Source organism: Pedobacter chitinilyticus (assembly GCF_003313385.1).
In the GTDB taxonomy this organism is placed as follows: Bacteria; Bacteroidota; Bacteroidia; order Sphingobacteriales; family Sphingobacteriaceae; genus Pedobacter; species Pedobacter chitinilyticus.
This window is the reverse complement of record NZ_QMHN01000001.1, coordinates 1,055,723-1,069,266: the sequence shown is the minus strand read 5'-3', so window position 1 is coordinate 1,069,266 and position 13,544 is coordinate 1,055,723. Positions and strand designations below refer to the sequence as shown.

Below are 13,544 nucleotides of genomic sequence, written 5' to 3'. Positions count from 1 at the left end.
TGCCATGAAACAACATAAAACACTATTAACATATATGCTGCTGGCGGTTTTAGGGCTTACAGCTTGTAAAAAAGCCTTAGAACTTAATCCCATTACCGAATACGCTAACGCAAATTTTTGGAAGGAAACAACACAGGCCACCGCGGCCTTAAATGGTGCTTATACACTTTTGCAAGCAGCTATGGGACCCGAAGGCGTTTTTTACGGTGAGGCTAGGGCAGATAACGTAGCACAAAATTTAACCTCGTTAAACACTGAGTCGTTGAACTTACTGACTAATAATGTAAACCCTAGTTTAAGGATTACCAATTGGAGCCAGTTATATGCGGTAGTTAACCAAGCTAACTTGATCATTCAAAATGTAAGGGTAATGAACCAAAGCGGACTTTATGCCAATAAAACGGCTGAGTATAACCAAACTTTGGGTCAAGCCTACGCATTAAGAGCACTTTGCTATTTTAACATGACCAGAATTTGGGGCGAATTGCCAATTGTAACCAAACCTTTGAAAGATGCTACCGAGAACTACTATGTAGAAAAATCGGACACGGCAAAGGTTTATGCCCGTATAGAATTGGATTTAGACAGCGCCACGGTGCTGTTGCCTACCAGTTATGCGCCATCGCAAACCACCAAGGCTTTGTTAACCGCTGGAGCTGTAAATGCCATTTATACCGATTTGTACATGTGGCGCCATCAATATGAGAAGGCTTTAACTGCTTCGCAAAAAATTATCAGCAATACTTCCAATTACTCGTTAACGTCATTAACCGACGCTACGGCATTGGAAAATACTTCTTATGCCCGTCAATTTACCCATGGTTTTTCTACGGAAAGTATTTTTGAAATCGACTTTAATTTTGCAGAGCGTGGCGCAAGATCTTTCTACATTCAAGTTTATGGCGATATAGGCTTTCAACCAGCGTTTCAGGTAAGCGTGCCTTTAATGACCATGTTTTCGCCAAGCGATAAAAGGGCTACCATTAGTTACAACGAGCGTAGGGACATCACCAAGTTTTTTGATAAAACCAACTTTGTTAGAAGTACCATGGATGACAAGAATATCATCATGTACCGCCTTTCGGATATTTTATTGCTACGTGCCGAGGCTTTAAATCAGTTGAACAGACCCGGAGACGCCATCACGATTGTGAACCAAATGAAGGTAAGGGCAGGGGAAACAGGTTTGTTGCCAACAGATTATAACAATTTGACCAAAAGCCAAGTAGAGGATATCATTTTAAACGAACGTTCAAAGGAACTTTGTTTTGAAGGTAAACGTTGGTTTGATTTGGTAAGAACAGGCAAAGCGATCAGCGTAATGCAACCTATTAATGGTTTAAATAACGTAGACAATTATGTGTGGCCAATTTCTTTAAACGAAATCAGGTTAAACCCTTTATTGAAACAAAACGCTTACTATCAATAATTAAATAAACTTGTTATGAATAGAAAATTAATCATCATCAAATCTTTGGCTATTGCTTTAGCTTGCACTAGCTTAAGTTGTGGCAAGTTAGAGTTTCTAAAAAACGAACAACCAGAAGCGGTAGATGCAGGTAGCAACCTCAAAGGAATGACCTTTGCCGATTTCTTGAAAATAGATCACAGCTCAGACCTTACCAACCTAAACCTTTATGCTGATGCCATAAAAAAGGCAGGGTTAACAGAGTTTTTAAACCAGCCTGAAAATTATACGGTTTTGTTTTTGACCAACCAGGCAGTAAATAACATGGTGGGCAGTTTGGGTTACACCAATCTTAACGACGTACCCACCATTATTTTAAAAAATATTTTGTCTGACCAGATTTTTAAAGGCCGTTTACGTTCGTTTGATTTGGCTATTGGCGAAACCAAAAAGTTTGAAACCATTAATGGAAGCTTTATTTATTATACCAGAAGTAGCAATAGCACCAACGAATATGTGTTAACTGCCAACAATTCTACAGAGCTCACTTCGCCTCCAGCAACCATCAGAAGCCAGAACCTAGAATTTAAAAACGGCATTGCACATGTCACCGATCAATTCACTTTCTATAAATTAAAAGATGCTGTTCCTGATGCGCCTTCTGGTTCGGTAGGGGCACAAACCGATGTCATTAACGTCACAAAGGATTTGTTTATCCAAAATGGTACTGCCAACAGAAACAAGAACTTTAACAACACCACTAGTATCGATATGAAAAATTCGAACGGTAAGGATGTTTCTGTGGATAGGATGGGACTATTTCAATTTCCATTGACCACTCCAAGTTTTGGAAACAAGATTGGATTGGCAAAAATCAATTTCTACGTTTATTTCACGGGTTTAGCTTCTTCTTTGACAGCTTACGCTGGTGCCGATACCAATTTTGATGAAACTACCGTAACTTGGATGACCGCACCCACTTACGACCGTATCAGCTTGGCAAATATTTCGCTAACTGCTGGACAAACAGGCTGGATCACCATGGATGTGACTTCTTTGGTAAGCCAACTTTATGGCAGCAATAAAACTTTCCTGAATATTTTGATGAACCACAATAACGATAACTTTGTGAAAATCTATCCTAGAGAGTTCGATTCGGGTAAATTCAAAGCTTATTTAAGTATCTCAAGCCCACCAGCAACCATTTTAACTTTTGGAAATGCTACAGCACTTAATGTTTCGGCAAAAGATGGATTTGCCAAACTGACCACTACACAGCTAAAAATGAATGGTGCTGAGGATAGAAATATTAGCTATATCGTTAATAAAATACCGACTAATGGCTATTTGGTTAAGTACGGTATTCCGTTGCCAGTAAATGCCAGCTTTTCACAAACAGACTTAACCAATGGTTCTATCAGGTACTTGTATTCGGGAACTGGAAATGCAGACGAAATCATTGTGGAAGCAAAAGATAACAATGGTGGTTTTTATACTACACCACTTAAAATTACGGTAAACATCCAATAACAATGAAGACTAAAACATTTACGCTCTTGTTGCTTTGCCTCCAATTTTCTGTATTTGCATGCAAAAAAGCGGATACGCCAGAAGTAACTAACGCTAGAAAAGGGAGTACTTTTTATGTGGATGCTAAAAATGGTGACGATAACAATAATGGAAAAACGCCTGCCAAAGCATGGAAATCACTTCAAAAAATAAATGGCTATCAATTTATGGCAGGAGATTCGTTGCTTTTTAAAGCTGGCGACCGTTGGGCGGGACAGTTGACACCTAAAGGCTCTGGCGATGCTGCAAATCCTATTGTAGTTTCGGTATACAACGGCACTAAAAAAGCCTTACTTGATGGCGAAGGAAAAGTATCGGAGGTATTAAAATTGGAAGATGTAGACTATTGGGAAGTTAACCATTTAGAAATTACCAATAATGCCACCACTATTGGCAGCAGGTTAGGCGTGCTGGTAAAAGATAACGGTGCTTCGAGGAAACATATCCATCTTAAAAACCTCTACATCCACGACATTATGGGCGATTACTCTTTTGAAATGAAAGGGAAAAACACAGGTGGAATTGGGATTATTGGTACTGCCGAAAGTAAGTTTGATGACATTCTGATTGAAGACTGTGAAATTGCAAATGTGGTACGGTTAGGAATCTTTACCAATTTAACAGATGGTAAAAAGGCTGTTAAAGGAAATCGACCGATTACCAATTTGGTAATTAGGAGAAACAAAATCCATCATTGCGCTGGCGATGGAGTGATTGTAAGGTATACTTACCGAGCATTGGTAGAGCATAATGAAGTGTGGGAAACACATAACGCTGATGAGGAACTAGTACGGTATGGAGTAGCCTTATGGTGCCGCAGTACCGATGAAACCATTTTCCAATACAATGAAGTGTACAATACCAGAGGTGGGAAAGATGGACAGGCATTTGATGCAGATGAGGATGCCTATCGTACTCTAATCCAATACAATTACTCACATGATAACGAAGGTGGTTTTGTACTGATTACTAGTACCTCAGAAGATGCTATCGTCAGACATAATGTAAGTGTGAACGATGGTATCAAAGGGCTGCATGTATTTGACTTTCCAGTTTGGGCCAACCATGTAAGAGGAACCGCCATTGCACACAACAATACCATAGTATTAAATAAGGCGCATGAAGCGGTAGTGATTGCCGACGAAGCCTTAAACACTTCTAAATTTTATAACAACATTTTTTATCACGAAGGGCAAGGAGAATTGGTGGTAAAATCGGGCGGACAAACCGCTGTTTTCAATGGCAACGTGTATTTCGGTTATGAGAAGTTTTATGTAAAAGACGACAAAGGGATTTTTACAGATCCGCAATTGGTAAGTCCGTTGAACTATGGTAAAGGTTTTGCCTCTGCAATTGGCTTAAAGCTTAAAGCTACCAGTCCAATTTTGAATAAAGCCCTAGCTAAAAATGAAATGGAAGGGAATTACTGGCTGCCAGATTTAGGCGCAAAAGATTTCTTTGGCACCGCTATCAACTTAAGCAAATTCACTCCAGGCGCTTATCAAGCCAAATAAATAACAACCAAAAAACTAAACAACGATGAATAAAAGACTACATATCACAGCAGCGTTAGCCCTATTTTTAGGAGTAGCCCAGGCACAAACCAAAACTTGGAGCGATGCTGGAACTTTTGACAATAAGGGTACTGTTTGGAGTTATAATTTAGGAAAAGGTACTGGGAATGCGGGAGATAAATTCAGTAGCGGTGAAGCTGTTAAAACATCTGTATCATCTACGGCTACGCCAGGCTTCTTATCTTATCCTTCTTCAGGCTTTGCCGCGGTAACTACAGGTGCCAATGCTGGTGGTTCGGTTAAAACAGAAGGAAAAGATGCGGCTACTAAATTGGTTTTAGATGCTTCGAGCAATGCCAGTGCAAATAAGTTTGCCGTATACGATATTTCAAAAGCAAGCCCAGTATCCAGTCTGTTTTTTAATGTTTCATTTAAAGGCGACAACGATCCAACAAATGGCGCTGTGGTTTTTGGTATAGGTAATGCTAGAGGCAATAACATTTTCAAAAATACATCGTCGCTAACGGGTGCAGATGCTACTGGTGTATTTGCTGGGCTACGTTGGGAGTTTAGCACCAATAAAGCAGTTTTCTTCTCCTATCGTGCCTTAAATAACGGCTCGTATGGATATAAATTGATCAATGCAAATAGCTTTACCAAAACTGGAGAGCACCAAGTAGAATTATATATCAATAATGCGACTACATCGCAAAAATATACCAAAATGGGTAAAGCTTATGATTTGGCACCAGCTACGTTTAATATTTGGGTAGATGGTAATTTAATGACGACTGAAAGCGGTGCAGGTATCCCAGCAAGTGGGGAATTGGCACCAGAAGCGCCATTAAATAGCTTTTTATTTCAGGGTTACCACAGTAAAGGCTCTGTACCAAATGCGCTAACCCTTAATTTAAGTCATATTCAAATGAATTTTGCTAAATAATTCATCGTTATGAAAAGGAAATCTTTATTGATAGCATCATTATTACTGGTTCAATTTTTTAAAGTTGAGGCGCAGGGTATATGGCAGGGAGAAGGCACCCCACCTTTTAATTACGATTTTGGTAGTGCCACGGGAAACAGTGGAAACACCTACAATGCAACAGGCACATCAAAATCATCGGTATCTACCAGTACCACTGCTGGATTTTTAGCTTATCCAACAAGTGGCTATGCCAGAGTATATACGGGAGCAAGTTCTTCAGGAGGTTTTGCGGTTAATAGCTCGCCAGTATCGGTTACCTTAACGGCAAGTAATTCTACTTCTGCGCCCAACAAATTATCTTTATATAACATTCAAGGTTTAAGCGCAGTTACCAGTACGTTCTTTAAAATGTCTTTTGACAATACTACAGCAAGTACTGGGGCAATTACCTACGCTTTTGGTAACAGTGCCAGCACTACCGAAGGAAATAACATCTTTAACAATGGCACCATTCTCCAAGGAGGTAGCTTTCCAGGCATTTTCAATTATTTGAGATGGGATATGACGGCAACAACCATTACTTTCTCTTATCGCGGCACCGATGGCGCTGCAATCACCATCAACTCTTCTACTTTTAGTAAAAATGGTGGCGACTATGATGTTGAAGTCTATGCGAACAACCATGCTAATGCACACGATTATGTACGAGGTATAACCACCTATACGCTACCCTCTGGAACCTTTAATATTTGGGTAAACGGTGCAAGAATTACAGGGACTTCATCGTTAATCAACTTTCCACGCACTGGCGAGTTGGCTCTTGGCCAAGAATTAAACAGCTTATTAGTACAGGGGGTAAGAAGTACCAATGGTGCCTTGGCTACGGCTAGGTTTGGTAATTTCGATATTAAATTTATCCCGACCAGTACGTTACCTGTTAGCTTTGTAGATTTTACAGCAACTAAAAATACTAATAGTGCTTTTTTGAAATGGCAAACTTCCTCAGAAAAGGACAATGATTATTTCGAAGTATTAAGGAAAACGGACAATTCCAAGGGTTTTGAGTCCATTGCTAAAGTATCAAGCAAAGTAACGGCTGGAGCCTTAAATAGTTATGCTTATACAGATTTTAATCCAGCAGCAGGGGATAATTACTATCAAATTAAACAGGTAGATAAGGATGGAAAAGCGACGACCTTCGAAAAGATTACTTTTCTTAATTTTGAATTAAGTAGTGACATCCAATTCTCGAAAGCAGGTGATGCCATTCATATTTCGGCTTCAGCTAATTCAGAAGGAAATGGTGATGTACTCATTAGTGATCTTTCGGGAAAGAAAGTACTGAGCCAAAAAATCCGTTATCAAAAGCAGCTCAACAACTACCACTATAGCCTTAGCAATATTCCAGCGGGATTATATGTTGCTCGTGTTGTAATGGGCGATCAAAGCAAAAGTTTCAAATTCATTAAATAGTATTTCAGGTGAAAAAAGGATATATTCTCAGTATAATTTTCGTGCTCTTCGCAAGCTTAGTTTTAGCTCAGGCTAGCCCTAAAAACAACGACTTTTCAGTAAAAGGTTTTCACTTAGATCTTAGAATTCAGGTGATGAAGATGCCCGCTTTAAAGCAATTTGCCAAGAAATTAAGCGATAACGGCGTTAATACCTTGGTGATGGAATGGGAAGCAACCTATCCCTTTAAAAATCATCCTATGATTGCCAATAGGTTTGCCTATACCAGAGAAGAAGTGGTTGATTTTGTGAACTACTGTAAATCCATCAATATTGATGTTATTCCTTTACAACAGAGTTTTGGACACGTAGAATATATCCTTCGTAATTATCGATATAAGAACCAGAGAGAGGACCAAAAGGACTATTCGCAGGTAGATCCCTTGCAGGAAGATTTAAATCGTGCTTTATTTAAAGATCTGTACACCGATTTGATTTCTACGCACAGCTCAAAATATATCCATATAGGCGGCGATGAAACCTATTTGCTTGGACATTCGGAAAAATCAAAAAAGAAGGCGCAGGAATTAGGTAAGGGCCGCTTGTATGGCGATTATATTAAACTGCTTTGTGACTTGGTGGTGAGCTTGGGTAAAACGCCTGTATTATGGGCAGATATTGCCATTAAATATCCTGACGCCTTAAAGTATTTGCCCAAACAAACCATCTTTATTGATTGGAATTATGGTTGGGATACCAACATGTTTGGAGATCATAGCAAATTATTAGAGAGTGGTTTTGAGATATGGGGATCGCCATCGATCAGAAGCCATCCCGACAATTATTTCTTAACCCAATGGGAAAAACACTTTAAGAACATCAAGGATTTCATTCCAACAGCCCGAAACTTTGGCTACAAAGGCATGGTCATCACCTCATGGTCAACCTCTGGATTATATTCGCCAGTTTTTGAAACTACCAGAGATATTGTGGATTTATATGCCATCAGACGTGTATATCCTATCACTGGGTTTAACATCCTTATTGACGCCTATTTTGAGGCTTTAAAGACAAAAGAACCATTAAATACGGTACAATTTGTTAGAAACTACACGCTTAAGAATTATGGGTTTGACGAGGCCCAAAGTAAAACTTTTTGGAAAGCGTTAACCACAGCTCCTTATGAAGTGACCCAAGGGGTAGTAAGCAATAAAAATGTAAGCATCAATCAGCTGTTAGACAGTGCAAAACTTGCCGCAAAGCAATTTGAACAACTAAAGCCTTTAAAGAACCAAGAAGAGTTTGAGCACTACCGCTTAATGGCCGACATCAGGGTGCAATACCTTACTTACATGGCTTTAGAAATAGAGGTGAACAGTGTAGATTTTAAAGAGAGCAGGATACCAGAAATTATTAAACAGTTGAAACAGATAGACACGGCTAAACTGGATAAAAGATTTATTGCTTTGAATAAAAATACCTTATATGAGGCAGAAATTGAACAGGAAAACCAGTTAAGGAATGCGAAAATTAAGCTCTTAATTCAACGATTATCCAGAAGTAAAACCAATGATTAAGATGAAATTTTTATATAGCATTATCCTTTGTATACTCAGTTCGGTGGTATATGCGCAAACTAAAAAGACACCACAATTAGATTTAGCCATTACTTGGCAGCCGCTGGAAAATAACTACCTGAAAGATGAACAGGGGCTATCGGTACTAGAGATTAAAAATGTAGGTAAAACGGCCTTGCCAAAGAATGGATGGAAGCTATTTTTCAATTTTATTAGGGTGATTACCCCGAAAAATGCAGACCAACCGTTCAACGTAGCACACCTCAATGGCGACTTGTCTTGTTTTACACCAGGCAAGAACTTCGAGGGACTTAAACCTGGCGAAAGCTTGAAATATGAAATGCTATCCAACTCGTGGATGGTAAACACTTCTGATTCGCCGCAGGGCTTTTACTTGGTTTGGGACAATAGCAACGAAATTGTCCCCTTCAAACCAGTTTCCTTTGTTGCACCGCCAGATCAGAAGAAGTTTTTTAGGGTTGGTGGCGACAAGGAAACGACGCCCGAAATGATATTTAATGCCAACCAAAGCATCTCAAATATCAGCGAAAGCAAGCTAACCAAGGTATTTCCAACACCCGTTGAATATGTAGAAAATGGTAAATCGCTAACTTTAAGTTCAAACCTAAGCATAGGTTACGAAACTGGTTTTGAAAATGAAGCTAATTTATTGGCAAACGACCTTTTTAAACTATTTGGTAAAAAAATCAAAGTAAGCAAATTACCCTCAGCAGCTAAACCAACTATTATTTTGTTAAATGATGGTTCGGCAAATGAAGCTTATACCCTAAGTGTAGACGAAAAGGGCGTTACGATTAACGCAGGTAGCAATGCGGGTATCTTTTATGGTATTCAGTCGCTTAAAACTTTGATTGATCCTGCGGCGTTTGCAACCGACAAGAATAAGGAGATTGTTTTAACAGGAGTTGAAGTAAAAGATAGCCCTCGTTTTGGTTACCGAGGATTTATGCTCGACGTGGCGAGGAATTTCCAGCCAAAAGCACAAATATTAAAACTATTGGATGTTTTTGCATTGTACAAGATCAACACCTTGCATTTTCACCTTAATGACGACGAGGGTTGGCGCTTGGAGATACCTGCCTTACCTGAGCTGACCAATGTAGGTGCTAAACGAGCGCATGCAAATGCACAAGGTAGCCATTTGCAGCCGTCATATGGCTCAGGTCCTTACATAGACCAACTTCCTGGAAGTGGTTACTACAGTAAAGAGGACTTTAAAGAAATTTTACGTTATGCTACCGCTAGACATATTTGTGTGATTCCAGAAATAGAAACCCCTGGACATGCCAGAGCGGCCATCAAGTCAATGGATTACCGCTACCAAAACCTACTAAAGAAGGGTGATAAAATTGCAGCGGAAAAGTACCTACTTCGTCACTTAGAAGATCAATCGGTTTATCGCTCAGTACAAAAGTGGAATGATAATGTAATGGACGTAGCTATGCCATCGGTTTATAACTTTTTAGAAACAGTAACCGATGAAATCATCACGATGTATAAAGAAGCCAACGCCCCTTTGGAAACTATCCATTTCGGTGGTGATGAAGTGCCTAAGGGCGTTTGGGAAAAATCGCCAGCTTTTAACCGTTTAAAACAAAGCAATAGCGAGGTTAAAACCACTGCCGACCTGTGGAATTACTATTTTGGTAAGGTGAGTACCATGCTAAAAAAGAAAGGTTTATACCTATCGGGATGGGAAGAGGTAGGCTTAAAAAAAGCTGTTGAAAATGGTAAATCCAAGTGGTTGGTGAACGATAAATTTGCCAATCAGAATGTGCATGTAAATGTATGGAACAACCTATTGGGCAACGAAGATTTAGCCTATCGTTTGGCTAATGGCAATTATAAAGTCGTTATTTCCTTTGTAAGTACTTTTTACTTTGACATGGCCTATTTCAAGAAATTTGAAGAGCCAGGTTTTTATTGGGGCGGCTTTACAGAACTTGACAAGCCTTTTAACTTTATCCCTTATAACTACCTTAAAAATCAGCAGAAAAATTACTTGGGCCGACAGTTGAGTGAAAAAGTGTTGAACGAAGCAGAAAAACTTACCGAAGTAGGTAAAAATAACATCGTTGGACTGCAAGGACAGCTATGGTCTGAAACCATTAAAAACAGCCATCACTTAGAATATTTATTGATGCCAAGATTATTGGCTTTAGCAGAAAGAGCTTGGTCAAAAAGTCCAGATTGGGCGGAAGAAGCCGACGAAACTAAAGCGAAGGAGCTGTACGGACAATCACTATCTGCATTTTACAATTTATTAGGGAAAAGAGAATTGAGAAGACTTAACCATTATGCTGGTGGTTTTAGCTATCGTGTACCTACGCCAGGTTTAAAGGTAAATGGCGGTAGCGTTTCGGCCAATGTACAATTGCCAGGTTTTAGCATTAGATATACCACAGATGGTTCGGTGCCCACACTGAAAAGCCCACTATATACCCAGCCTGTAAGTATAGGCAGTCAACTTACTTTTAGAACTTTTGACCATGCTGGTAGGGGAAGCGAAGTCTCAAAAATTGATCAAGTAAAAAACGATGGAGCAAAATAAAGCGGTACAGATAAGTAGCTTGTCCAAACGGGACAGTGCCATATCTATTTCTATAATAGGTCTGTTGTTCTTCATTTTTGGTTTTGTAACATGGATCAACGCCATTCTTATCCCATTCTTTAAAATAGCCTGCGAACTCAATCATTTTGAGTCGTATTTGGTAGCCTTTGCTTTTTACATTGCCTATTTGGTCATGTCGTTACCTGCTGGTTATTTACTTAAAAAGGTAGGTTTTAAGCGCGGCATGATGTATGGCTTTTGGGCTATGTGTATTGGTGCATTATTATTTATACCTGCTGGACTAACAAGAACTTATGGTATTTTCTTAACTGGATTATTCACCTTGGGAATAGGCTTAGCCATTTTACAAACAGCCGCCAATCCATACATTACCATTTTGGGAGCAAAAGAAAGGGCCGCTCAACGTTTCAGCATCATGGGCATTTGCAATAAAATGGCTGGTATTTTGGCTCCATTACTTTTCTCTGCAGTAGTGTTACGGCCAACGGATAGTGCTTTGTTCAAAAAGATAGCACTGATGCAGGGCGTTGAAAAAGCGCAAGCTTTAGATGAACTGATCCAGCGTGTGGTGTTGCCTTATGGTATTGTAGCGGTATTGCTATTGCTTTTAGGCTTTTTTGTGAGGCTTTCGCCATTGCCAGAAATAGACACAGAAACGGAAACGGAAGAAGTATCAAGCGCCAATGAAGGTAAGAACAGCATTTTAGACTTTCCATATTTAGTGCTCGGGGCAGTTGCTATTTTCTTTCATGTGGGTTCGCAGGTAATTGCCGTGGATAGCATTGTAAACTACGCTACGCATCACGGAATGGATTTTATGGAAGCCAAAACTTTTCCATCCTATACGCTTACCGCCACCATTATAGGCTATTTGTTGGGAATTACTTTTATTCCAAAAGTACTGTCACAGTTAAATGCGCTAAAAATCTGCACCTTACTAGGTTTGGCTTTAAGCTGTTGCATTTTGTTGTTTTCAGGAAGAATGACGTTGTTCGGTCATCAAACCGATATCTCCGTTTGGTTCATCGTACTGTTAGGTTTCGCCAATTCTATGATATGGGCAGGTGTTTGGCCATTGGCTCTGGATAATCTTGGCCGTTTCATTAAAACAGGGGCTTCGCTATTGATTATGGGCCTTTGTGGCAATGCCATTATGCCCTTGTTATATGGTTATTGGGCCGATCAACATAGTTTAAGAGAAGCTTATTGGGTCCTGATTCCCTGTTATACTTATTTGATTTTTTACGCTTTCTATGGTCACAAACTGAAAAGTTGGACTATCAAAAAATAATCTCCATGAGTAACTTAATTAAAATATTCAACGCCCAAATCATTACTCCCGCGGGAGTGCTAAAAGAGGGTACTTTGGTCATTTCTGATGGAAAGATAGCCGAAGTGGGCAATCATAACATCTTCGTAGAAGGTGCTTTGGAAATAGACGCCAGAGGCAAATATGTGTCTCCTGGTTTTGTCGATATGCATGTGCATGGTGGTGGCGGTCATGATTTTATGGACAACACCATCGAAGCTTTTTTGGAGATTGCCAAAACCCATGCTCAATATGGCACTACCGCATTAATGCCCACCACCTTAAGTTGCGAAAAGGAAGACCTGCTTGCTACTTTGGATATCTATGAAAAAGCAGGTGCTATTAATCATTCGGGTGCCGATTTTGTAGGCATCCACATCGAAGGGCCTTACTTTGCCATGTCGCAAAAAGGGGCGCAGGATCCAAGGTATATTCGTGATCCAGATCCTAAGGAATATCAGGAAGTATTAGCCGCTTCAAAACATATCAAGCGTTGGAGTGCTGCACCAGAATTGCCAGGAACTTTGGCCTTTGGTCAATTTTTAAAACAGCATGGTGTTTTGGCTGCCATTGCCCATACTGACGCCATTTACGAGGAAGTAGTGAAAGCATATGAAGTAGGTTTTACCCATGCTACGCATTTTTATTCGTGTATGTCGGGAGTATCACGTCGAAATGCATTTCGTTATGCTGGTGCGATAGAAAGCGCCTATTTATTGGATGACATGACCGTGGAGATTATTGTAGACGGTGTCCACTTACCAGCCCCGTTGCTCAAACTGATTTATAAGATTAAAGGACCCGAGCATACGGCGTTGATTACCGATGCCATGAGAGGAGCAGGGATGCCCGAAGGCAAAAGCATATTAGGAAGCTTAAAAGACGGCCTAGAAGTGATTATTGAAGATGGGGTAGCCAAATTACCAGATCGTACAGCCTTTGCAGGTAGCGTAGCCACTACAGATAGGCTGGTGCGTAACATGATTTCCTTAGCAGAAGTGTCTTTATTGGATGCCGTAAAAATGGCAAGTGCTACCCCAGCCAAAATCTTGAACATTGCCGACAACAAAGGGGAGCTCGTAAAAGGTAAAGATGCCGATGTGATCATTTTTGATGAAAAAATTAACATCTACACCACCATTGTCAAAGGAAATTTGGTATATACCAAAGATGAAGTAAAAGTTTAAAGCCGATACC

9 protein-coding genes are annotated in these 13,544 nt (G+C 39.9%); all 9 read left to right on the top strand.

What is annotated here, in order from left to right:
• Nucleotides 1–4: 4 nt before the first annotated feature.
• The 9 genes from DUT70_RS04530 to nagA all read left to right on the top strand — a co-directional run bounded on the left by DUT70_RS04530 (nt 5) and on the right by nagA (nt 13,534).
• Nucleotides 5–1,429 (top strand): RagB/SusD family nutrient uptake outer membrane protein, encoded by a 1,425-nt coding sequence (locus DUT70_RS04530; RefSeq protein ID WP_113646083.1) that lies wholly within the window; start codon nt 5–7, stop codon nt 1,427–1,429.
• Between the two features lie 15 nt (nt 1,430–1,444).
• Nucleotides 1,445–2,938 carry a CBM96 family carbohydrate-binding protein gene (locus tag DUT70_RS04525; RefSeq protein ID WP_113646082.1) on the top strand — a complete coding sequence of 498 codons (1,494 nt, stop codon included), beginning with the start codon at nt 1,445–1,447 and terminating at the stop codon, nt 2,936–2,938.
• 2 nt (nt 2,939–2,940) lie between these two features.
• On the top strand, nt 2,941–4,491 hold the full coding sequence (locus tag DUT70_RS04520) for a right-handed parallel beta-helix repeat-containing protein (protein ID WP_113646081.1): 1,551 nt from the start codon (nt 2,941–2,943) through the stop codon (nt 4,489–4,491).
• A gap of 25 nt (nt 4,492–4,516) precedes the next feature.
• Entirely contained in the window at nt 4,517–5,434 is a 918-nt protein-coding gene (locus DUT70_RS04515; protein WP_113646080.1) for a hypothetical protein, read from the top strand.
• Between the two features lie 9 nt (nt 5,435–5,443).
• Nucleotides 5,444–6,889, top strand: a complete 1,446-nt coding sequence (locus tag DUT70_RS04510; protein ID WP_113646079.1) for a T9SS type A sorting domain-containing protein — start codon at nt 5,444–5,446, stop codon at nt 6,887–6,889.
• A 134-nt stretch (nt 6,890–7,023) separates the two neighbouring features.
• A complete protein-coding gene (locus DUT70_RS04505) occupies nt 7,024–8,445 on the top strand; it encodes a family 20 glycosylhydrolase (RefSeq protein WP_240432020.1) in 1,422 nt (473 codons plus the stop codon).
• 1 nt (nt 8,446) lies between these two features.
• Nucleotides 8,447–11,017 carry a family 20 glycosylhydrolase gene (locus DUT70_RS04500; RefSeq protein WP_162926564.1) on the top strand — a complete coding sequence of 857 codons (2,571 nt, stop codon included), beginning with the start codon at nt 8,447–8,449 and terminating at the stop codon, nt 11,015–11,017.
• Nucleotides 11,004–12,329 (top strand): sugar MFS transporter, encoded by a 1,326-nt coding sequence (locus DUT70_RS04495; RefSeq protein WP_113646076.1) that lies wholly within the window; start codon nt 11,004–11,006, stop codon nt 12,327–12,329. Before DUT70_RS04500 ends, DUT70_RS04495 begins: the two co-directional genes overlap by 14 nt.
• 5 nt (nt 12,330–12,334) lie before the next feature.
• Nucleotides 12,335–13,534: an N-acetylglucosamine-6-phosphate deacetylase gene (gene nagA / locus DUT70_RS04490; RefSeq protein ID WP_113646568.1), complete on the top strand. Its 1,200-nt coding sequence runs from the start codon at nt 12,335–12,337 to the stop codon at nt 13,532–13,534.
• Nucleotides 13,535–13,544 lie beyond the last annotated feature (10 nt).